Below are 20,533 nucleotides of genomic sequence, written 5' to 3' on the forward strand. Positions count from 1 at the left end.
TGTGGCGTCGGCACACACCCGGCAGTGTCAGTCCTGCCACAGTTTGTCGAATCTGGGCCCCGGGTCGTCGTCGTCCTCGTTCGGGGTGCCGCGGTAGCGCAGAGCGAACACGATCCAACCGATCGCGGCGATCAGGACGAAGCTGACCAGGCGATACACAAGTACAGCGGACAGGGCTTCCGCGCCGGACATTCCGCTCGCCGTGAGAGCGGGCACGAGCACCGCGTCCATGACACCCAGGCCGGCGGGCAGCAACGGAATCGCGCGGCTCGTCGCGGTTCCGACGGCGTAGGCGACGGCGATACCGGCAAGGCTGGGTGTACCTCCGACCGCGTAGGCGGCGAACGCGAGACACGCGCCGTCGCACAGCCAGTTGAACAGTGACCAGCCGAAGGCTCGTGAGGCGTGCGGGCGGTCGAGCTTGACGGTCTCGATCTGATCGACGATCTTGCGCCACGCCCGCGAACCGGCATCCGCCGGCTTCTTCCTGAGCCGGTTGAGACCGCGCAGTGCGATCAGGCCGATGGATTCGAGCGAACCGGGATTGCTGGCCGCGTACTGGACGAGTATCAGGAACGCGGCGAGGCCGCCGACGGAGAAGATGAGCGAGAACGGGTTCGTGGTGGCGCCGATGAGGAGAGCGCCCACGAGCCCGAGGAGCGCGAGCCCTGCAGCTTGTAGCAGCCCGGCCATCACGAGCTGCCACGTTGCGATGACGGGGGCGGCACCCCACTTACGCATCTGCCGGTAGGTGAAGGTGGTTCCCACAACGGGGCCGCCGGGCAGGGTCACGCTCATCGAGTTCGAGGCGAGAGCCACCGCGAGCGACTGGCGAAGCGATACCTTCACGTCTGCGGCCGACAACAGCGTGCGTTGCACGCTTGCGAAACTCGTCATCTCCGCAACCGACGCGAGGATCGCGGCAATCACCCACCACCAGTACAGGTGACCGAGGCCGCTGACACCGTCGGTCAGCTCCGGCCACACGAGGATCACTTCGACGGTGAGCACCACTACGAGCAGGCCGCCGATGATCCACTTCAGATAGCGACGCCGCTTCGGGGTGAGAGCAGAACCGTTGCCGTTGCTCTTGTCAGTGGCCTCGGCGTTCGCCGCTCCTGTCGCCTCGGTGGTGTCAGGCGGGTCGGGGGGTTCACGCGGGTCGGGGGAGTCTGGTACTCGTTCGTCGAAGGTGTCGTCGTCCGCCATCTATTCGGTCGGCCAGTCTGTGAGGGTCTTGCGGTACAGGTCTTCGACCGCGGTGATGTGCGTATCGAGATCGGCGACACGCCACTTGCGCACGTCGATGGGGTCGAGGACAGTGACGTCGACGGTACCCGACCGGAGTAGCGTGGAGTGCTTCCACAGCATCTCCCCGGCGTTGCGGATCACCACGGGAACGATCGGGACACCTGCCTGCATCGCGATGCGGAACGCACCCTTCTTGAACCGCCCGATCTGCGGTGTCACGGAGCGTGTGCCCTCCGGCGCGATGATGACCGACGTGCCCTGCTGGATGGTGTTCACCACCGGTGCCAGTGCCTCCACGGCGCGTTCGGTGTTGCCGCGGTCGACGAAGGTGGCGCCGGCGAATCGCAGCAGCGGACCGAACAACGGGTCGTTCGCCATTTCTTTCTTCGTCACGCCGGTGAAATCGTGCCGCAGGACTTTCGCGAGGACCACCGGGTCGAGCTGGCTCTGGTGGTTGAAGATGAACACCGCCGGACGATGTTCCCACGCGTTGGCTTCTCCGTGTACCCGCACGTCGATACCCGCGAGTGCGAGCGACACGTCGGACCCGATGTTCATGATCGAGTCGAGCGCGACTTTGCGGCTGCGGTTGATCAGCCCGAGCCCGAGCCCTGTCCAGACTGAACCGACAATCCCGCCGTAGGCTGCGGCGGTGCGCGCAGCCTCCTTCACTCCGGGCGTACCCCGCGGCCGGAATCGCAGGATAGGCCACGCGCGGTCGCGTGCGATCCGGTCGAGTGTACGGTCGGGGTTGGTCGCGGTCGGGTGTCCGGTCGTGGCAAGGAACTCGGCGTCCTCACCCCCGTTGGAGTAGGTGTAGCTGAGTGGGCCTTCGATGCCGTGATCGTCGATGAATGCGCGGGTGGCGTCGGACTTCCCGCTGCGCCACAACGACTTTCCGTCGACCTTCCCGGTCAGGACGCCGTCGACCACTTCGAGTGGAGTGAACAGTACATGCTCGACGCCGAGTGCGTCGGCGGCGGCCTGGATCTGGTAGCGCGACGCCGACGACGCGATCACGACGGTGTGGCCGGCATTTTGATGCGCCCCGATGAGCTGCCACGCCTCGGGGTACAGATGGCCGGCGATCGTGGACGCGAACAGGCGTTGCCCGATCTCGTACAGTTCGTCTTCGCTGTGCCCGCGCCACGCCTTGAACGCGACTGCCACGAAGCGTTCGAAATCGGCCTCGCTGTCGGTGCCGCGCAGACCGTTGACCATGGTCGACGCGAGTTCGGCCGCGGTCACCTTGCCCGCAAGGAGTCGGTCGCGGAAGAAATGCAGCCCCGAGAAACCATGCACGATCGTGCCGTCGAAGTCGAAGAACGCAGCCACCGCGGGACCCTGCGGTCCCGTCCGCACCCTGTGCAGCGCCTGCTCGATGTTCACCGCTCCGCCTTCCTGTTCGATACGTCGAGTGACTCGGCCAATAGGACCCGTTCACCGACGGCCAGCAGCTGCGACGCGAACGCGCGGCGCTTCTGCGCGACCGTGTCGTCGTCCCGGTCGAGAAGCCCGCGGTTACGCGCCAGCTCCAATGCTGTTGCGAACAGTTCCGAGGATACGGACTCCGAACCGTGCAACCGGCCTTGCAGCAGCATCTGCCGACCCACCGCGACACACTCCTCGAGGAATGCGCCGTCCTCGACCTCGAGCGTAGGATCCCTGCGCGCCAGCCGCTCGGCGACGACGAGCTGCGCATCGAAGAACGAGCGCAGCGTGCGGTGCGACACGAACATACCGGTCTCGATCAGCGCGTTGAGTGCCCGGCCCTCGGTGGGAAGCGGCGTTCCCCACTCCCACTCGGGCACGAGGAGCTCGACTTCCTTCCTCATCTCGGATTCGAAGGTGTCGCGGTCAGGGAAGAAGAACTCGAACTTGAGCAGGTCACGCAGATTCTTCAATTCGTTCCACGCCGAGCGCACCGGGTTGTCGCTGGGACGTTCGTGAACGAGGAGCACAGCGAGCTCGAGGATCGAACGGTTGACGAACCAGTGGATACCGCTGTTGCGGTAGAACGCGGCGACGAGATGCTGACCGGGCTGGATCGAATACACCGCTTCGTCGCCCCCGGAATACGTCGTCACAACGCCGGCGTCGGTCAGCGCCGCGAGGACCTGAGCGAGTCCGCCCTCGCGATCGAGGAGCTGCACTTCGCCTTGCGGGGCGCCGCGGGCATCGAGATAACTGCGGACCGGCGCGACAACGGCGCGCACTTCGTCGAGTGTGAGCGCCCGGTCGCGAACCCCGAGCAAGGCGAGAGTGACGAGGCTGTTCACCGTGACCGGCGTGGTGCGGTTGATTCCGACCGCCACCTCGAATGCCACCTTCTGCATCGCCGTGCGCCGCAAACCCTCGTGTGTCGCCGGGGTGGGGGCTGCGCCCCCTCCGGCCTGGGGATCCGACAGGTCGGGATCCCCTCCCGCCGCGAGTTGTGTTCGCATCGACAACGGTGTGCCGAACTGCACATAGACGTTGCCGGCGCTGCGTTGCTGACGGCGAGCGTAATCCGCCAGCCACCTCAGTCCCTCGGGTTTCTTCGGGGTGCCGGTCTGCTCGGCTGCCACGGCCGCGACCTCGGCGAGGCCCTCGTAGGTGATCGACACCGGAACCAGCATCGCGTCGTCGACACGACCACTTCGGATGGCGTCCGCGACGTAGTTGAGGAGACCGTAGCGCGGTCTGCGGAGCTTACCGGTGCGCGTTCGGCCACCTTCGAAGTACCACTCGAGGTTGAATCGTTTGCTCAGCAGAAACGCGAAGTACTCCTGCAACGCCGCCTTGTACACCGTGTCGTCCCCGAAGCTCCGCCGGATGAACACGGTGCCCGTACGACGTGCGATGGGGCCGATCGGCCAGAATGTGAGGTTGGCGCCGCCCATCAGGTGGTTCCGGGGGAAGTCGTGATCGGCCAGGATGCTGCCCAGGACGAACGCGTCTGCGTACGACCGGTGGGACGGCAGGAACACCAGCGGATGCGTGCGATTGAGTTCACGCAGCGATTCCAGCCCGGAGTCGTCGGCATGCACTGTCCACGCCGAGGTGTGCAGTGGCCGCATGGCCTGCGTGAAGAGATCCGTGACCAGGCGTGACTGCACTGCCACGAGCTCGTCCAGAGCGTCGCGGGCTCGCATGTCGACCTCGTCGCGGGACAGATGCTCCTCGGTTGCGATGGCGTCGAGACGTCGCCGGAAGGACGGTTGATCCATGATCTGCGCGGCAACGAGCCGCGGCACCTTGTATCGATCGCCGATCACCGCGCGTTCGGCACGCTCGAGGGAGACCACGGCGCGACGCGTCACGTAACGCGCGAGGGACGCCGCATCGGGAACCCGGCCGGGTTCCTCGGCGGTGAGCTGTTCACGAAGGTCCTCGAGATGCGCGGGTGTTGCCACGACGATGCGATACCGGTCGGTGGCTCTGCTGACCAGCCACTTCTGGATCAGGGTGTTGGGATTGCGGGGATTGGTCAGCGCGAGTACATCCGAGAAGCGCGCTCGGCGGGCGCCGTCACGTTCGGCGGGGAGCCACACCACTCGGACAGGGAGCAGCAGCGGATCGTCGGTTCGGTCGGAGAGCCCGGATGCGAGGACACGTGAGTCCAGGTCCAGGACGTCAGGACACCCTGGTGTGCGGTATTCGGCGGGAAGGTCGGCCGAGTTGCACCATCGGTCCAGAAGGTCGCGTTCGATCTTCGTCCTCGCTGCGGAGAGAATGATGACCCTGTGTGCTCCGGAAGCGTTGTTCACGGTGACCTCGTTCTCGATGACCTCGTCTTCGGTGGTCCTGCTCTCGGTGATACGCCATTCCCCGTCGGTAGCCATGCTCCCCTGTCCGATATCCACTCGACAGCAAACTACCGCTTTCGGGCGGGGCGCTCAGGCGCAACGGCGCAAGTCACTGTCCCGCTCCGGTGCACTGTTCCGCTCCGGTGCACGAACTCGAGGAGATGCGGGCACAGTAGGGCGAGAAGACTGCAGAACGACACGAGAGGTGCGCAGTGAACGGGCAAGCAGAGACCTCATATGCGTCGATGCGGGAAACTCACAGTTCGGTGGTGTTCTTCGTCGGCGATCGGGTGCACAAGATGAAGAAATCACTCGATCTGGGTTTTCTCGACAATCGGACCCGCGCTGCACGGGAGTGGATCTGCCATCGGGAGGTGGAACTCAACCGGCGCCTCGCCCCGGACGTGTACCTCGGCGTGGCCGACATGCACGATCCGGATGGCGAGGTCTGTGAGCACTTCGTCGTCATGACGAGACTTCCCGACCATCAGCGTATGGCGGCGCTGATCGGACGGCGTGAAGACATCGGCGCGGCTGTCGAAGACGTGGCGCGGCAGGTTGCGGCGTTGCATGCCGCGTCGCCGCACGACCCGGACATCGACCGGTGCGCGACTGCGGGATTCGTCGCCGAGCTGTGGCGGCTGAGCCTCGACCACCTCGAGCGTCTGCAGATCGGCCGGGAGATGGAGGCCGCTCTGACTCGGATCCGCGGTGCGTCCGAACGTTATCTGCAGGGGCGCACGGCGTTGTTCGACGAGCGCATTGCGGCCGGCCGGGCGGTCGACGGGCACGGCGACCTGCTCTGCGACGACATCTTCTGTCTGGACGACGGCGCCCGAATCATCGACTGCCTCGAGTTCGACGACGAACTGCGTTATGGCGATGCGACTCTCGACATCGCTTTTCTGGCCATGGATTTCGAACGCCTCGGGGCGCTCGACGCGGCGCGTACGTTGCTCGACGAGTACGCCATACACGCGGATGATCATCCGCCCGAATCGCTGGTTCACCATTTCATCGCCTACCGAGCGCTGGTGCGCGCCAAGGTGACTGCGCTACGTCACGAGCAGGGCGACGTCGCCTCCCGGGAGGACGCTCTCGATTTCCTCGGGCAGGTCGAGCGCAATCTGAATCGAGGACGGGTACGGCTGGTTCTCGTCGGTGGTGTTGCTGCAACGGGGAAGTCGACGTTGTCGCGGACGATCGGCCGTCATCTTCGGGCCACCGTCCTGCGAAGTGACGTGATCCGCAAGGAACTTGCGGGGATGGCCCCGACCGAACGCACCGGAGACGGAGTCGGCTCCGGTCTGTATTCTGCGGCGAGAACCGAGGCCACGTACCGGGAGCTGTGCCGCCGCGCCGGTGAGTTGCTCGAGCGGGGCGAATCGGTGGTGCTCGACGCGACGTGGTTGTCCGCGGAACATCGTCGCGCTGCCCGAGAGACCGCAGCTTCGACGACGGCAGATCTGATCGAGATCGAATGCACAGCGGCCCCGGAGGTGCTGGCGCAGCGCATGAAGTCCCGCACCGCGCGCGGAGACGATCCCTCCGATGCGACACCCGCGGTGCTCGACGAACAACTGCGACGACGCGACGACTGGCAAGACGCTGTGCTCCTCGACACCAGCGACGGATTCTCACCCGACACCGGCTGGCTCGAACGGGAACTCGGCGACGCTCCGTGGTGAGGTGAGGCTGACCGTGCTGTCGGAAGCTGTCTGCGAGTTCTACCCTGACGAGCATGCCGATACCGGAGTCAGTGTCCGACCATGCCGCAGAGCCGCACACCGGCGGCCTGGCCACCAAGCTGAACTGGTTGCGGGCCGGGGTTCTCGGTGCGAATGACGGCATCGTCTCCACCGCCGGTCTGGTCGTCGGCATTGCCGCAGCCACCACGGACAGGTCGACGATTCTCGTCGCCGGTGTGGCAGGACTGGCCGCGGGTGCGGTCTCGATGGCGTTGGGGGAGTACGTGTCGGTGAGTGCGCAGCGCGACACAGAGCGAGCCGCGTTGCAGAGCGAACGCCGCGAGCTCGCAGCGATGCCCGAAGCGGAACTCGACGAACTGACCGGCCTGCTCGAAGGCAAGGGACTGTCGAGCGCCACAGCGCGTTCTGCGGCCGAGGAACTGACCGCCCGCAACGCCCTGTATGCCCACGCGGAGATCGAGCTGGGAATCGATCCGACGGAACTCGCGAACCCGTGGGTCGCGGCGCTGTCGTCTGCGGTCGCGTTCACGACGGGTGCATTGGCGCCGCTTCTGATGATCGTGTTCGTGGCCGAGCCCATCCGCATCCCAGTGACTTTCGTCGCCGTCCTGCTCGCACTTGCCGCGACCGGATCGGTCGGCGCCTGGCTGGGGGGTGCGCGACCGGGACGCGCGGTGATGCGGGTCGTACTCGGGGGCGCACTTGCCATGGCGGTGACCTACGGGCTCGGGGCCGCCTTCGGTGTCGCACTCTGAACGTCGCGAGTCGAACAGGCCCACACCCGTTGCGGGGCGTGGGCCTGTTCGACTCCGGTTCGGTACTTCGTTCAGGGTTTGCGCGCGACGAGGACCGGGCAGGGTGCGTTGTACAGAAGGTTCTGGCTGGTCGAGCCGAGTAGGGCGGCGGCAAACTGGCCGCGACCGTGGCTGCCGACGACGGCGAGCTGCGCATCGTGCAGGTGGTTCAGCAGAACCTTCGCGGCCGGCCCGCGATCGATGACACGACGGACCTCGACGTCCGGGTACTTTTCCTGCAGACCCGCGAGGGACTCGGCGAGTACAGCAGTCTCCGACTCCGCTACGGCCTCCCAGTCGACCAGCGCGGCAGTGGCGCCGACGCCGAGTGCGGCGTCGCCGAGCCACGAATGCACGGCTACCAGTGGTGCTTGCAGGGTCTGCGCGTACACGAACGCGTATTCTACTGCAGCAACAGAGAGTTCGCTGCCGTCCACACCCACGACGATGGGCTTGGTACTGGGGAGTGGATCGGTGGTGTCGCCCCGCCACACCACCACCGGGCACGGCGCGTGGTTGGAGACGCGCACGACCGTCGAGCCGAGTAGGAAGTTCTCGACCTTGCCCGCGCCCGTAGCGCCGACGACGACTACGCGAGCGTCGTCGGCGGCTTCGAGAAGGGAGGTGGCGGCGGGTCCGGGGCCGATGAAACTCTGCACCTCGAGGCCGGGGTTGTCGGCATGAACGAGGTCGACGACATGGGCGAGGACCTGTTTGCCGTCCTTCTCGAGCTGCTCGAGCATCTGGGACTGGATCAGGACAGCAGCTTCGCTGTAGAAGATTCCCTCGCTGGGTAGTGAATGAACGAGTTCGAGGGGGACCTCGAGGCGCGCGGCGAGTGCGCCTGCCCACCGTGCGGCTGCCGCAGCGGTCTCGGAACCGTCGACTCCTGCAACGACGGACTTCCTGGTGCTCGGTGTGCTCATCGATGTCTCCTTCACTTGTACGGCGACCTGTGGGGACGGGCGACCGATCGGCTACGGATGTCACGTTACGCCATGCGAATCCGCCGCATGCCCGGGATTATCGGCGCTTCGTGGCAGGGTCGTAGGTCCCGATTCAGCGCCACAGCCTGCGGGCCGACTTGTATGCCTTCTTCCACGCCGACTCGAGATGCACGGCCTGTTGTGCGCCGATCTCGGCTTCGAGTTGGTGCAGGACACCGAGACCGAAGCTGGACTCGGCGGAATGTCCTTGCTCGGACGCCAGATCGAGCAGATGGTCGCGGGCGACCACCGAATCCTGGAACTCACCCAGCAGGTCCTGGAACTCGTCGAACCTGTCGAGGGCATGCTCGGCGCGTTTCGGATGCAGCGGCGCGATCACCTCGATCGCGTAGCGCAGCCGCTTCGACCCTTTGCGTGCACGATGCATCCGTTCGTCGCGCTCGGTATCGTCGGGAGCTCCGGCGACCCTGTCCACACGCTTCGATACCTTCTTGGCGAGGCCCTCGACCGACCCAGCGAGCGTCGCCGGTTTGGGCCGGTGCGGCGTGTCCTGTTTCTTCGGCGCGGACGACAGTTCACCGATCAGTGTGTCGAGGTCGTCGATCAGCGCCAGATATCGATCGGAGTCGAGAGTCGTGATCGCTTCGGAGCGCGCCGCGCTCGATTTTGCCGTGAAGTACTCGTCGATACGCGCACGCGTGGCTTCGCGGTAGCGCTCGACGCTGATCTCCGCGACCCGATCGGCGAGTCGTTGATGCTGGACCTCGAGATCGCGGGACGGGCTCAGGCACCGTCCGAGCCAGCGCAGTTCCTCGACGAGTGCGGTGTCGATCGCGAAATCGTCGGCGTAGGTCTGCAGTGCGCTGCGGAGGCGGCGGGCGGCCTTGCGCATGCTGTGCACGGCATCGGGTGTGTCGCGGCGCACCGCGATGTCGGCCATCAACAGCGTCTGGCGTTCATGCGCGAGATAGTCGCGCAGATAGGCAGCAGTACCGCGAAGGCGTCCGGGGACGGGGAGGAGATCGCCGAGCACCCGGTGGATTTTCGACGGGCTCGGTGAACGGGTGATGCCCTCCGCGACGAGGAGCTCCTCGACGGCATCCAGGATCGCGGGGTCGGCCCCTGGCCCGAGCTCGACCTCGACCTCCCGCCACTGCGGTTCGGCGTCGTCGATGCTGCGGATCGCGGTCACGTCATCGACGACCACTTCGGCGAGCAGTGCACCGTCCGTCCCGCGAAGCCGATGTCGATGGCGCCGGGTGTTCAGAAGCGCGGCGAGAGCAACGGGGCGGTTCCGCCGGACTCCGCGGAGCAGCCCGAGCAGGGGATCGGGTACCTCGTCGGTGGCGTCGTCCGCCGCGAACGGATGATGCAGCTCGGTCCGGGTGTCGCCGCCGGCGGGAAGCTTCGAATGCCAGCCGGCGTCGTCTCCGCCTTCGCGACGGCGAAGGGTGATCTTCGATCGCAGCAACTGCAGGTCGGAAGTGTCGAAGTATTGAGCGGACAGGTCGACGGTGTCGACGTCGACCGACGCCACTCCCGCGATTCCCGATAGATCGGGCAGCTTCTGGTCGGGGGTCGCCGTGTACTTGCGTTCGGTCTCCGCGGACGTCGATGTGGTCGATTCTGCCGGCGTCATGGTCCTCCTGTCCGGTGGTGTGCACCGAGTGCTCCCTGGACGCAACTGTGCCATCGAGTTCCCGATATGTCGCGAGTGCGGGATATGAACCCCGGTGGAAGCTCCGGAGAAGGGCACTTGGACTCTGGTCTGCGGGTCGATCTCCGCGTGATCATGGGGAAACGCGGGCCTCTGGAGGGTGAGAATGAGGATTTTGGTGGTGGTGGCGAGCAAGCATGGCTCCACTACAGAACTCGCCACAGTCTTGGCTGCGGGTCTGCGCCATCACGGCGCCGATGTCGATGTCAGCGCGCCCGGTGCAGTATCGAGCGTCGCCGGTTACGACGTCGTGATCGTGGGTAGCGCCGTCTACCGCAATCGATGGTTGCGTCCGGCCCGGGATTTTCTCGACGAGTACTCCGTGGCGCTGCGTCGCCGGGACGTCTTCCTCTTCTCGTCCGGGCCGATCGAGGAGCCGGGGCGCCCCGTGAACAACCACTACGACGTCGCGCCCGCCATGGCGCGTACGGGTGCCCGTGAGCACCGGACGTTCGCCGGCAAGATCGATCCCGCCGTACTCAGTGTGGGCGAGCGGGCGATCGTCCGGATGTCAGGTGCCCGGCTCGGTGACTTCCGCGATTGGGACGAAATCGGTTCGTGGGCGTCGGAGATCATCGCCCGAGTATCGGACCGCACCGAGGTGCGAGTCCCCACCGAGCAGACCGGGTAGGGGCGGCGGCGCGCCCGCGTCAGCTGCCCGGGTTGCGGTAGTGCTCGGCGAGTTCCTCCGCGCGGTCCGACATCGACCAATCGACGGGCCTGCCGTCGAGCTGGGCCTCGACGACCTCGAACCCGGCGTGCCAACCCGCACCGTGCGCGTAGGCGTCGTCCTCGGTATCCGTGGTGTGGGTGAGGGTGAGCCAGCAGCCGCCGGAACCGTCGGGTGCCAGTTCCCAGTGCAGGACGTCGGAATCCCACATCAGCTCGAGTATCTGTCCGGGGTGCACGACGAGGACCGAACCGCTTGCGGTGTGTCCAGCGGGAAGGCCGAACCGGCGTACCCGTTCGTCTGTGGTGCGGAACTGTAGTTGCGCACCCGGAGTGAGATCCCAGTCGACCGCCGCAGGAAACCAGGCGTCGAGATACTCGGGATCGGTGATGGTGCTCCACACTTTCTCCGGAGCATGGGGGAACGCGCGTTCGAAACGCAGGGCCACTCGGCCGTCATAAGTACGAGAAATGCTGCCGAGATTCATGGATCCTCCAAGACGAGAAGCCCACGCCGTCACCGGGTCGGCCGTCAACGGGGTCAAGGGGTGCTGTGATCCCATGCTGCCAGGTTTCTGCAGCTTGTGAAGCGACTCCACCGACCCGTGATCGGATCGTCGAATTCGATCGCCCGCGCGAGAAGTTGGAGCGGTGCCGAATAGTCCTCACGTGCAATGTCGTACACGTACGGATAGAGCGGATCTCCCACGATGGGAATGCCGGTGGAGTTCATGTGTACGCGCAATTGATGCGTTTTCCCGGTCCTCGGTGACAGGCGGTACAACGCGCGTTCGCCGTGGACGTCGTGGACGTCGATGCGGGTGACGGCATTGGCCCGGCCCGGAACTTCACGCGCCTGAAGTATCCCGCGTTCCTTGACGATGCGGCTGCGCACGTCTACCGGGAACCGGAGGTGTGGCGCGGAGGGCGCGACGGCTTCGTACTCCTTCTCGACCATCCGGTTCTCGAAGAGCATCTGATAGGCCCTGCGCGCCTCGCGGCGCACCGTGAAGACCAGCACTCCGGCGGTGAGGCGGTCGAGTCGGTGCGCGGGGGTGAGTTCGGGCAGGTCGAGTGCACGGCGCAACCGCACGAGTGCGGTTTCCGCGACCCACGGCCCTCGGGGCGTTGTAGGAAGAAAGTGAGGTTTATCGACAACGAGCAGATTGTCGTCACGGTGGAGAATGTCGATTTCGAACGGTACGCGGGTCTCGGTGGGCGGGTCTCGATAGAGGAACACGAACATGTGCGGAACGTACGGATGGGTCCGCGAGATCACAGTTCCGTCACCGGCAACGACTTCACCGGAGTCGACCTTCTGTCCGATCCGTTCGGCGTCGTCGGGGAAGCGGGTGCACAGGTACTCCACAACCGTCTCCGACATGCAGTTTTCCGGAAGCCGTAGGCGGGTGGGGTTCAGTCCGTCCCGGACCGGCAAGGGAGCGTCAGACATGTGTGGACACGGTAGCGGCCGAGGCCTCGATATCGGTTTCGGCTTTGCAGGATAACGATTGTGTGCAAGCCTGCTTAAGGCTCGCGCGCACTATTATCGTGTGCCGAGAGTGATCTCTGGGGAAAACGTTCAAGGAGAGCTTGGTGTGACGAATTCGTCCGAAAACGGAACGCGGCGGGGAGCGCGCGCTTTGGTGCGGCTGCTCGTGGCGGCGATCGTGGTTCCGCTCACGCTCGTATTCGCAGGTATCGGTGCAGGCACCGCGTCGGCAGACCCGTACACCCGCTTCTCCGAGGACTGGGTCGCAGCACCCGGCGGTGTCGGTCAGATCAAGGTGCGTATCTGGCACGCGAACAACGGCAGCAACAAGGCTGTGTATCTGCTCGACGGCCTGCGTGCCACCGACGATGTCAGTGGTTGGGAGCACCAGACCAACGCCGCATGGCTCGCCGACAACGGCATCAACGTCGTGATGCCGGTGGGTGGGCAATCGAGCTTCTACGCCGACTGGTACGCGCCGAGCAATTTCAACGGCCAGGAGTACACCTACAAGTGGGAATCGTTCCTCACCCAGAACCTCCCTGATCACCTCGCCGCCGCCTACGGCATCTCCCGCAGCAACAATGCGGTCGTCGGGTTGTCGATGGGCGGAAACGCGGCACTGATCCTCGCTGCTTACCACCGCGACCAGTTCGGGTTCGCCGGCTCGCTGTCCGGATACCTGAACCTGTCTGCGCCCGGCATGCGCGAAGCGATCCGCGTCGCCATGCTCGACGCCGGCGGATTCAACTCCGACGCCATGTGGGGCCCGCCGTGGGATTCTGCGTGGTTGCGCCACGACCCGTTCGTCGCCGCCCCCAACCTGCAGGGGCTGCCGATGTGGATTGCCGCCTCGAGCGGCCTGCCCGGTGAGCACGATCGCCCGAACTCCGCGATCGGCGTGTTCAACACCGCCAACGCGATGGGACTCGAAGCGCTCGCTCTTGCACAGAACCGCGCATTCCAGGTCCGTCTTGCCACCCTCGGCATCGACGCGCATTTCTCCTTCCCCGCCACCGGCACCCACACGTGGGGCTACTGGCAGGACGAGCTCTGGGAGATGCTCCCGATGATGAAGGCGTCGATTGGCGCCTGAATCCACTTCACCACTGGTAGCGCCGGTCACCTTCTTGGTGACCGGCGCTACCAGTGGTGTGGGGGAGGCCACCGCTCGTGCACTCGGCGCAGCCGGAGCCACGGTCCTGCTTGCCGGACGCAACACAGTCGCGGGCGAACGAATCGCCTCGGAAATCGGTCCCACTGCGTCGATGCACCGGCTCGATCTGGCCGACCTCGATTCGGTCCACGAGTTCTCCGGCAACCTCGGGACCCGCACGATCGACGTACTTGTGAACAACGCCGGGGTCATGGCGTTGCCGCTGACCCGGACGGCGGACGGGTTCGAGATGCAGTTCGGTACGAACCACCTGGGGCATTTCGCATTGACCGGGCTGCTGCTCGATCGCATCACCACGCGCGTCGTCACCGTGTCGAGCGCTGCCTACCTTTTCGGTCGACTCGACCTCGACGATCTCAACTGGGAACATCGCCGCTACCGCCGGGCGAGTGCCTACGCGCAGTCCAAGCTCGCGAATCTGATGTTCAGTGTGGAACTCGAGCGGCGCCTCGCTGAGGCTCGTTCGCCCCTGCGTGCGATCGCCGCCCACCCCGGGTACGCCGCCACGGAGGTCGGGAGCCACACCGGCACGTGGTTCGACGGACTCTTCGATTTCGGCAAGAAGATCCTGCAGCGCACCCCCGCGCAGGGTGCGGAATCGGTGGTGTGCGCGGCGGCGGACCCGTCGATGACCGGTGGCCTGATCGGGCCGGACATGCTGTTGTACGGTTCACCGCACCAGGCCCGGATCGCGCGTCGGGCGCACAATCGCGGCGACGCCCGGAGACTGTGGGAGCTGTCGGAGAAGCTCACCGGAGTGACATTCCCCCTGCCGTGACTCCTGTGGCCCCTGCTGTGACTCCTGTGGTCTCTGCCGTGGCTCCTGTCCGTGACGCGTCCGGCCGATTCCTCCGAGAGGCGTCAGGGAGTCCAGGGTTCGAACGTGAACAGCGGGGGCGCCGTGTTCGTCGAGCCGCCGCTGTTTCCGCCGCCACCGCTGTTCCCGCCAGCACTGCTTCCGTCGGTTTCCGAGCGCTCGGAGTCGTCGTCGGAGTCGTCGTTCCTGGAAGGCTCACGTCGAGAAGACCACCTGGTCTCGGTGGTCGTGGGGGACGGCTCGGTCGTGGGTGACGGATCGGTGGTGGTCGCAGGAGAGGAGGTCTCTGTCACGGCTTCGGTCACGTCGATCGTTGTGGCCGGGACCGGGACAACGGTCGTGCTCGTTTCAGGAATCGTGGTGGTCGGTGTAGTCGTGGCCGGGGCGGTGGTGCCGTGCGGGTAGTCGCCGAGGTCCAGGCGAAGGGTCGCGCCGCCCGGGCTCGAGACACTCTGCTCGGACGGTGAGCGATCGACGAACGCCAACAGCGCGACGGCGACCAATGCTGCGAGCCCGACCGCGGAGGCGCCCCACGCGAGGATTGCGCGTCGCGGTTGCCCCGGCACCGGAAAGCCAGCGCGGTCGACAGGATCGATCCGGCGTCCCATCGCGGTGCGTTCAGCGGCGGCCGGTGGCGCGGTGAGCACACGGTTGCGCAGATAAGGCGGTGGCGGTGCGGTCGGCAGTCGGGCGAGGTGCCCGGCCGGGTCGGTGGAGGCGGCGCGTGCACGTTCGAGGGCGGCACCCACATCGAATCCCCGGCCGATGATCGCGGCGACCTGATGGTCGGTGAACCCGTACCGCACGGCGAGGTCGACCGCCTCGAGATCTGTCGGATCGAGCGCGTGGACCGGAGCGAGGACATCGGTATCGGTATCGGCATCGGGACCGGCGGGGACATAATCCGACGCGGAGCCGCGCATACACTCCGACCGCGCGAGTGCGTACAGCCAAGGCCGGAACATGCCGGGATCACGTAGCGTCCGGATCCGTTCGATCGCGATCCACACCGCGTCGTGCACCACATCGGAAGCTACGGATGGATCGACGAACCCGCGCACATACCCGTACAGAGTCGCGGCGTGCAGGTCGTAGACGTCGGCAGCGGCGTCACCGACCTTCGCGCGCAGCGCCGTGACGAGAGACCGGTCTTTTTCCCCCGAATGCCGGCTCAATCGTCGAACCTTCCGCGTGTTGGACTCGGTAGTGTTGTTCGGCGCAGTCTACGAGGGAATCGGCGCGCCCGTCGCCCGGACCTCCGCGAGCGGCTGTCAGCGGCGAATATGGCCGAGCTCGGTGGCTGCAGCCACCGCCGCGGTGCGGGAATCGACGCCGAGTTTGGTGTAGATGTGTGCAAGATGCGACTTGACGGTGCCCTCGGTGAGGTGCAGCTGCCGCCCGATCCGCTGGTTGGACAATCCTTCCGCAACCAGGGCGAGGACCTCGACTTCGCGTCGGGTCAGTGCCGTACCCGGATTGCGTAGCCGGGTGACGAGCCGATCGGCGACGGTCGGGGCCAGTGTGGTACGTCCGGCCGCAGCCGTCCGGATTCCCGCGGCGAGATCCTCGGGTGCTGCGTCTTTGAGGAGGTATCCCGTTGCGCCTGCCTCGATCGCAGGCAGGGTATCGGCGTCGGTGCCGTAGGTCGTCACGACCAGGATCTTCGGCGCGTCCGGGCGGGCAGTGATCGCCGCGGTGGCTTCGGCGCCGGTCATTCCGTCGCCGAACTGCAGATCCATGACGACGACGTCGATGTCGCCTTCCGCTGCACGGGCGACGGCGTCTTCCGCCGTTTCGGCCTCGGCTACCACCGTCATGCCCGGTTCGGTGTCGAGTACCGCGCGCAGTCCGGCGCGCACGACCGGATGATCGTCGGCGAGCAGGAGTCGGATCGGTTCTTCGTTCACGGATCAACCTCTGTGGTGGAGTGCGGTTCGGTGGTGGAAAGGGGAAGCCGGGCGGCGAGGGCCGTGCCGTTTCCCGGTGCGGCTTCGACCGTGAAGGTGCCGTGCAGATCGTGGATCCGTGCCCGCATGGCGGCCAACCCGAATCCGTCGCCGTCCGGTCCGGGGGGAGGTACGGACCCGGGGTCGAAGCCGCAGCCGTCGTCGACGACATCCACCGCGACCTCGTCGTCGAGGAAGCTGAGGGTGATCTTCACGGTGGTGGCGGCGGCGTGGCGGGCGGTGTTGGCGAGCGCGGACTGCGCAACGCGCAGCAGCGCAACCTCGTGGGCGATGGGCACGGCCACCGGGGTGCCGGTCAAGTGGAACCGGGCGTCGAGGTCATGCCGTGCCGACGTGGCCGCGCAGAGGCGGTCGAGTGCGTCGGCGAGGGTGGTGTTCTCGAGGGCCGGGGGTGCCAGTGCAGCGACGAACCGCCGCGCCTCCGCCAGATTGTCCACCGCCGCGATACGAGCCTGCACGACGTAGCCGGCAGCATCGTCGGTCCGGGTCGGCAAGGCACGCTCGGCCGCGCGCAGTAACAATTGGATGCTCGACAGTCCCTGAGCGAGGGTGTCGTGGATCTCGCGTGCCAGCCGCTCTCGTTCCTGGAGGACACCCGCACGGTGCTGGGCGGTCGCCAGGTCGGCCCGCGTCGCGGTGAGCTCGTCGATCAGCATCCGGCGCTGTTCGCTTTCGCGGTACACGGTCCGGTAACCCCACACGACTGCGACGGCGACCGCGGCACCGAGCGCAGGCCCGATCACTGCCGCGGGCGTCACCGTGCCCTGATGAACCGCAAAGCCCGCCACTGCGGCGCCTGCGGTGAGCGCCACCGCGATCAGGCCACCGCGCCGCGGCAACAGATGGAGCTGCACGAAGTACAGGGGGAAGGCCAGCCACACTCCTTCTGCCGACTCCATCAGCAGAATCAGCCACACGGCGCCGACCGCGCTGAGCCAGACGGCAGCCGCGCTCGGTGACCGGGCGACGAGCGGCAGCATCGGGCCGATCGCGTATGTCAGCGCGAGGACGACGGCCACCGTCGCCACCGCGACCGCGTCGGGGTCGTTGGCCGCCACCGCACGCACGACCGTCAGCGCAAGCAAGCCGATCACGAGCAGGTGCAGGCACCAGGCCAGGACTTTGGTGGCGGTCGTCGAGGTGTTCACTGTCGTGCCAGCATACGGATCTCTTCGCGCGTCCACACCTGTCGAAAGGTGGAGATCGAGGACCGTCCTTCGATGCGGAAATCCACCCCTGGCGCCGGATGTCTGCGGGCGCCGCGACGACAAGAGTGGACGGCATCGACATTTCGACACCATTCGGCTGTCGACCCGCATCCGATATTCGACAGAGGAGATGGCTGCACCGTGTTCGTTGCCTGGAGAGACCTGAGATTCGCCAAGGGCAGATTTGCCCTGATGGGGGCTGTCATCGTCCTGATCACCCTTCTGGTCGGGTTGCTGTCCGGCCTGACAGAGGGCCTCGCCCGTCAGAACATCTCGGCCATCACGGATATGAACGCCGACCGTATCGTCTTCTCGGATCCGGGCGACGACGATCTGTCCTACACGACCTCCACCGTCACCCGCGCGCAGTGGCAACAGTGGTCCGATGCGCCGGGTGTGACGAGCGCCGAACCCGTCGGGATCTCCACATCGCGGGCGAGTGCCGGGGCGTCGAAACTGGCGGTCTCCGTGTTCGCCGTGGAATCCGGATCGACGCTGGTGCCGGGTGGTGAACAGATCTCCTCCGGAACCACCGTGTTGTCGGAGACGGCAGCCGAGGAACTGGCTGCCGGGCCCGGAGACACCATCTCGGTGAACGGTGAGGACCTGACCGTGGCCGCCGTCAGCGGCGATGACTCCTTCGGGCACACCCCCGTGGTGTGGACTCCGCTCACCGATTCGGCCGCCACAGTGATCGCGCTGACCACCGCGGACGGTTTCGGCAGCGCCGCCACCGACCAGCTGGCCGGCACGAAGACCGTCTCGAAGGACGATTCGCTGTCTGCGATCGGCTCGTACACTTCGGAGAACGGATCACTGCAACTCATGCGCGGCTTCCTGTTCGTGATCTCCGCGCTCGTCATCGGTGCGTTCTTCACGGTGTGGACCGTGCAGCGCAGCGGCGACATCGCGGTCCTGAAAGCGCTCGGGGCCCCCACGTCGTTCCTGCTGCGTGACGCACTCGGTCAGGCCGTGGTCCTGCTGACCGTCTGCACGCTGATCGGCACCGGTCTTGCCGCGGCGCTCGGTGCGGTGATCGGCGGTGCCGTCCCCTTCGAGATGACTTTGTCGACCGTCCTGTTTCCAGCGGTGGTGATGATCGCGTTGGGCGCCTTCGGCGCAGCTCTTGCGGTCCGCCGTGTCACCTCCGTCGACCCTCTGATTGCCCTGGGAAGTGCCCGATGAGCCTGAACCTGACCGACGTCACACTCACCTACCCCGACGGCGACGATCGCCTCGTCGCACTCGATCGCATCAACCTCGATGTTCAGGGCGGGACGGTCACCGCGGTCGTCGGCCCGTCCGGTTCCGGAAAATCGAGCCTCCTGGCCGTCGCCGCCACTTTGATCACCCCCGACTCCGGCACGGTCACCCTGGCGGGTACGTCCACGACCGGTATGTCCCGCGGTGAACTGGCAGATCTGCGCAGGAAGAAGGTCGGTATCGTGTTTCAACAGCCGAATCTGCTGCCGTCGCTGACCGCCGTCGAGCAATTGCAGGTCACCGCCGCGATCGATGGCCGGTCGACGTCCGGGGCTCGCGCCAGGGCCGTGGAGTTGCTGGACGCGGTCGGGCTCGCCGACCATATCGGCAGGCGTCCGCATCAGCTCTCGGGCGGGCAACGCCAACGCGTCAATATTGCGCGGGCGTTGATGAACGACCCGACGGTGCTCCTGGTCGACGAACCGACGAGTGCGCTCGATCACGAGCGAGGCGCGGAGATCGTCGACCTCATCACCCGCCTGACCCATCGGCAGGGGGCGGCAACCGTTCTGGTGACGCACGACCGCGCGAATCTCGGTGCGGTCGACGAGGTGGTCGAAGTCATCGACGGCCGGCTCACCGCCGGGCACGTCGGCGACATCTACCCCAGGGTGTAGTCATATCGATGGGATATGTGCCCATGCGGAAGTGATGGCTACCCCCGAACCTGGATTCGGCGCACGCTCGACAGATGAACGTCTCCACTGATCGCGCCTCCGTCGCCGAGACATCGACGAGCCCCGGCCTCGTGCCGGGGCTCGCGCTGTGTTCTGTCGCAGCGGCGACGGCAATGGGCGTCCACGCTGTGGTGCCGTCCGTGAGCCCCCTGCTGATCGCCATCGTGCTCGGTGCGGTCGTCGCGAACGTCGTCGATCTCCCTCAGCGTGTCCGCCCGGGACTCGCCTTCTCGTCCAAACGGGTGCTGAGGGTGGGTATCGCGCTGCTCGGGCTGCAGTTGCTGATCGGAGACGTGCTCGGTCTCGGCTGGAAAGTCATCGTCGTGGTGATCGCTGTGGTGGCTTTCGGTATCGGGGGGACGATGTTCGTCGGCGGACTGCTCGGGCTCACCTGGACGCAGCGAGTGCTGATCGCGTGCGGATTCTCGATCTGCGGTGCGGCTGCCGTGGCCGCGGTGGACGGTGTCGTCGACGCGAAGGAGGAAGAAGTACTCACAGCCGTCGCGCTCGTGGTGGTCTTCGGCACGATGATGATTCCTGCGGTTCCCCTGCTGTCACAGGCCTTCGGCCTCTCCGACCACGCCGCCGGATTGTGGGCAGGGGGCTCGATTCACGAGGTGGCCCAGGTCGTTGCGGCAGGGGGCATGATCGGAGGAGCGGCACTCGGGGTCGCCGCCGTGGTGAAACTGGCCCGGGTGTTGATGCTCGCACCCGTGATCGCGATTCTCGGTCTGCACCGGCGGCGCACCGAATCCGGTACCGGCGCACAGCGCCCGCCGCTGGTGCCGCTGTTCGTCGTGGGGTTTCTCGGGTGTGTTGCCGTGCGGTCTACCGGTCTGATCCCCGCCGCCGTCCTCGATGTCGCGTCGGTCCTGCAGACCGTGCTCCTCGCGGCGGCCATGTTCGCGCTCGGCGCCGGTGTGCACGTCGCGACGATCCGGAAGGTCGGCGGTCGACCCTTCGTGCTCGCTGCACTCTCGACCGTGTGGGTCGCGGCGATCGCATTGACCGGGGTGCTCCTCGCGGGCGCCGGATCCTGAAACCTGTCCCGCGGACG

General features: G+C 66.3%; 18 protein-coding genes. 8 read left to right on the forward strand and 10 right to left on the reverse strand.

The window, feature by feature from the left end:
• Positions 1-27: 27 nt before the first annotated feature.
• Genes ACZI8W_RS04555 through ACZI8W_RS04565 form a run of 3 tightly spaced genes read right to left on the reverse strand, consistent with a single transcriptional unit; the run spans position 28 to position 5,075 of the window.
• Positions 28-1,209 (reverse strand): lysylphosphatidylglycerol synthase transmembrane domain-containing protein, encoded by a 1,182-nt coding sequence (locus tag ACZI8W_RS04555; RefSeq protein ID WP_463367295.1) that lies wholly within the window; start codon positions 1,207-1,209, stop codon positions 28-30.
• The gene (locus ACZI8W_RS04560) at positions 1,210-2,640 is read right to left on the reverse strand and encodes an HAD-IB family hydrolase (protein ID WP_463367296.1); all 1,431 of its coding nucleotides are present in this window, start codon (positions 2,638-2,640) and stop codon (positions 1,210-1,212) included.
• Positions 2,637-5,075: a glycerol-3-phosphate 1-O-acyltransferase gene (locus ACZI8W_RS04565; protein WP_463367297.1), complete on the reverse strand. Its 2,439-nt coding sequence runs from the start codon at positions 5,073-5,075 to the stop codon at positions 2,637-2,639. The genes ACZI8W_RS04560 and ACZI8W_RS04565 overlap by 4 nt, the downstream gene beginning before the upstream one ends.
• A 209-nt stretch (positions 5,076-5,284) precedes the next feature.
• On the opposite strand from ACZI8W_RS04565, the gene ACZI8W_RS04570 reads away from it, so the two are divergent.
• Together ACZI8W_RS04570 and ACZI8W_RS04575 are read left to right on the forward strand one after the other, a co-directional pair.
• Complete coding sequence (locus ACZI8W_RS04570) at positions 5,285-6,727, forward strand: bifunctional aminoglycoside phosphotransferase/ATP-binding protein (protein WP_463367536.1); 1,443 nt, start codon at positions 5,285-5,287, stop codon at positions 6,725-6,727.
• 53 nt (positions 6,728-6,780) lie between these two features.
• The gene (locus ACZI8W_RS04575) at positions 6,781-7,503 is read left to right on the forward strand and encodes a VIT1/CCC1 transporter family protein (RefSeq protein ID WP_463367298.1); all 723 of its coding nucleotides are present in this window, start codon (positions 6,781-6,783) and stop codon (positions 7,501-7,503) included.
• A 71-nt stretch (positions 7,504-7,574) separates the two neighbouring features.
• Here the strand turns inward: ACZI8W_RS04575 and ACZI8W_RS04580 are convergent, their stop codons facing one another.
• Positions 7,575-8,468, reverse strand: coding sequence for a universal stress protein (locus ACZI8W_RS04580; RefSeq protein WP_463367299.1), 894 nt, complete (start codon positions 8,466-8,468; stop codon positions 7,575-7,577).
• Positions 8,469-8,601: 133 nt separating this feature from the next.
• Positions 8,602-10,128: a CYTH and CHAD domain-containing protein gene (locus ACZI8W_RS04585; protein WP_463367300.1), complete on the reverse strand. Its 1,527-nt coding sequence runs from the start codon at positions 10,126-10,128 to the stop codon at positions 8,602-8,604.
• A 184-nt stretch (positions 10,129-10,312) separates the two neighbouring features.
• Here ACZI8W_RS04585 and ACZI8W_RS04590 point away from each other — a divergent pair, with 184 nt between their 5' ends.
• Positions 10,313-10,837, forward strand: a complete 525-nt coding sequence (locus ACZI8W_RS04590; protein ID WP_463367301.1) for a flavodoxin domain-containing protein — start codon at positions 10,313-10,315, stop codon at positions 10,835-10,837.
• Positions 10,838-10,856: 19 nt separating this feature from the next.
• Here ACZI8W_RS04590 and ACZI8W_RS04595 read toward each other — a convergent pair whose 3' ends face one another.
• Complete coding sequence (locus tag ACZI8W_RS04595) at positions 10,857-11,363, reverse strand: SRPBCC family protein (protein ID WP_463367302.1); 507 nt, start codon at positions 11,361-11,363, stop codon at positions 10,857-10,859.
• Between the two features lie 53 nt (positions 11,364-11,416).
• On the reverse strand, positions 11,417-12,328 hold the full coding sequence (locus ACZI8W_RS04600; RefSeq protein WP_463367303.1) for a pseudouridine synthase: 912 nt from the start codon (positions 12,326-12,328) through the stop codon (positions 11,417-11,419).
• Between the two features lie 145 nt (positions 12,329-12,473).
• On the opposite strand from ACZI8W_RS04600, the gene ACZI8W_RS04605 reads away from it, so the two are divergent.
• Together ACZI8W_RS04605 and ACZI8W_RS04610 are read left to right on the forward strand one after the other, a co-directional pair.
• A complete protein-coding gene (locus ACZI8W_RS04605) occupies positions 12,474-13,463 on the forward strand; it encodes an alpha/beta hydrolase (protein WP_463367304.1) in 990 nt (329 codons plus the stop codon).
• On the forward strand, positions 13,453-14,322 hold the full coding sequence (locus tag ACZI8W_RS04610; RefSeq protein WP_463367305.1) for an oxidoreductase: 870 nt from the start codon (positions 13,453-13,455) through the stop codon (positions 14,320-14,322). Before ACZI8W_RS04605 ends, ACZI8W_RS04610 begins: the two co-directional genes overlap by 11 nt.
• An 83-nt stretch (positions 14,323-14,405) precedes the next feature.
• On the opposite strand, the gene ACZI8W_RS04615 is transcribed toward ACZI8W_RS04610, so the two are convergent.
• From ACZI8W_RS04615 to ACZI8W_RS04625, 3 genes are all read right to left on the reverse strand, one after another.
• The gene (locus ACZI8W_RS04615; protein ID WP_463367306.1) at positions 14,406-15,536 is read right to left on the reverse strand and encodes an RNA polymerase sigma factor; all 1,131 of its coding nucleotides are present in this window, start codon (positions 15,534-15,536) and stop codon (positions 14,406-14,408) included.
• 96 nt (positions 15,537-15,632) lie between these two features.
• Complete coding sequence (locus ACZI8W_RS04620) at positions 15,633-16,268, reverse strand: response regulator (RefSeq protein ID WP_463367307.1); 636 nt, start codon at positions 16,266-16,268, stop codon at positions 15,633-15,635.
• The gene (locus ACZI8W_RS04625) at positions 16,265-17,476 is read right to left on the reverse strand and encodes a sensor histidine kinase (protein WP_463367308.1); all 1,212 of its coding nucleotides are present in this window, start codon (positions 17,474-17,476) and stop codon (positions 16,265-16,267) included. Before ACZI8W_RS04625 ends, ACZI8W_RS04620 begins: the two co-directional genes overlap by 4 nt.
• 201 nt (positions 17,477-17,677) lie before the next feature.
• Between ACZI8W_RS04625 and ACZI8W_RS04630 the strand changes: the two genes are divergently transcribed.
• From ACZI8W_RS04630 to ACZI8W_RS04640, 3 genes are all read left to right on the forward strand, one after another.
• Positions 17,678-18,721 (forward strand): ABC transporter permease, encoded by a 1,044-nt coding sequence (locus tag ACZI8W_RS04630; RefSeq protein WP_463367309.1) that lies wholly within the window; start codon positions 17,678-17,680, stop codon positions 18,719-18,721.
• A complete protein-coding gene (locus ACZI8W_RS04635; RefSeq protein ID WP_463367310.1) occupies positions 18,718-19,416 on the forward strand; it encodes an ABC transporter ATP-binding protein in 699 nt (232 codons plus the stop codon). The genes ACZI8W_RS04630 and ACZI8W_RS04635 overlap by 4 nt, the downstream gene beginning before the upstream one ends.
• Before the next feature lie 74 nt (positions 19,417-19,490).
• On the forward strand, positions 19,491-20,516 hold the full coding sequence (locus ACZI8W_RS04640) for a YeiH family protein (RefSeq protein ID WP_463367311.1): 1,026 nt from the start codon (positions 19,491-19,493) through the stop codon (positions 20,514-20,516).
• Positions 20,517-20,533: the final 17 nt, after the last annotated feature.

The sequence above is a fragment of the Rhodococcus ruitaii genome (genome assembly GCF_055230935.1).

What these genes read in the sequence shown, in the direction of transcription:
- ACZI8W_RS04635 (WP_463367310.1), top strand. Translation starts at nt 18,718, where the DNA reads ATGAGCCTGAACCTGACCGACGTCACACTCACCTACCCCGACGGCGAC.
- ACZI8W_RS04585 (WP_463367300.1), bottom strand. Translation starts at nt 10,128, where the DNA reads ATGACGCCGGCAGAATCGACCACATCGACGTCCGCGGAGACCGAACGC.
- ACZI8W_RS04570 (WP_463367536.1), top strand. Translation starts at nt 5,285, where the DNA reads ATGCGGGAAACTCACAGTTCGGTGGTGTTCTTCGTCGGCGATCGGGTG.
- ACZI8W_RS04640 (WP_463367311.1), top strand. Translation starts at nt 19,491, where the DNA reads ATGAACGTCTCCACTGATCGCGCCTCCGTCGCCGAGACATCGACGAGC.
- ACZI8W_RS04565 (WP_463367297.1), bottom strand. Translation starts at nt 5,075, where the DNA reads ATGGCTACCGACGGGGAATGGCGTATCACCGAGAGCAGGACCACCGAA.
- ACZI8W_RS04580 (WP_463367299.1), bottom strand. Translation starts at nt 8,468, where the DNA reads ATGAGCACACCGAGCACCAGGAAGTCCGTCGTTGCAGGAGTCGACGGT.
- ACZI8W_RS04600 (WP_463367303.1), bottom strand. Translation starts at nt 12,328, where the DNA reads ATGTCTGACGCTCCCTTGCCGGTCCGGGACGGACTGAACCCCACCCGC.
- ACZI8W_RS04590 (WP_463367301.1), top strand. Translation starts at nt 10,313, where the DNA reads ATGAGGATTTTGGTGGTGGTGGCGAGCAAGCATGGCTCCACTACAGAA.
- ACZI8W_RS04595 (WP_463367302.1), bottom strand. Translation starts at nt 11,363, where the DNA reads ATGAATCTCGGCAGCATTTCTCGTACTTATGACGGCCGAGTGGCCCTG.
- ACZI8W_RS04555 (WP_463367295.1), bottom strand. Translation starts at nt 1,209, where the DNA reads ATGGCGGACGACGACACCTTCGACGAACGAGTACCAGACTCCCCCGAC.
- ACZI8W_RS04575 (WP_463367298.1), top strand. Translation starts at nt 6,781, where the DNA reads ATGCCGATACCGGAGTCAGTGTCCGACCATGCCGCAGAGCCGCACACC.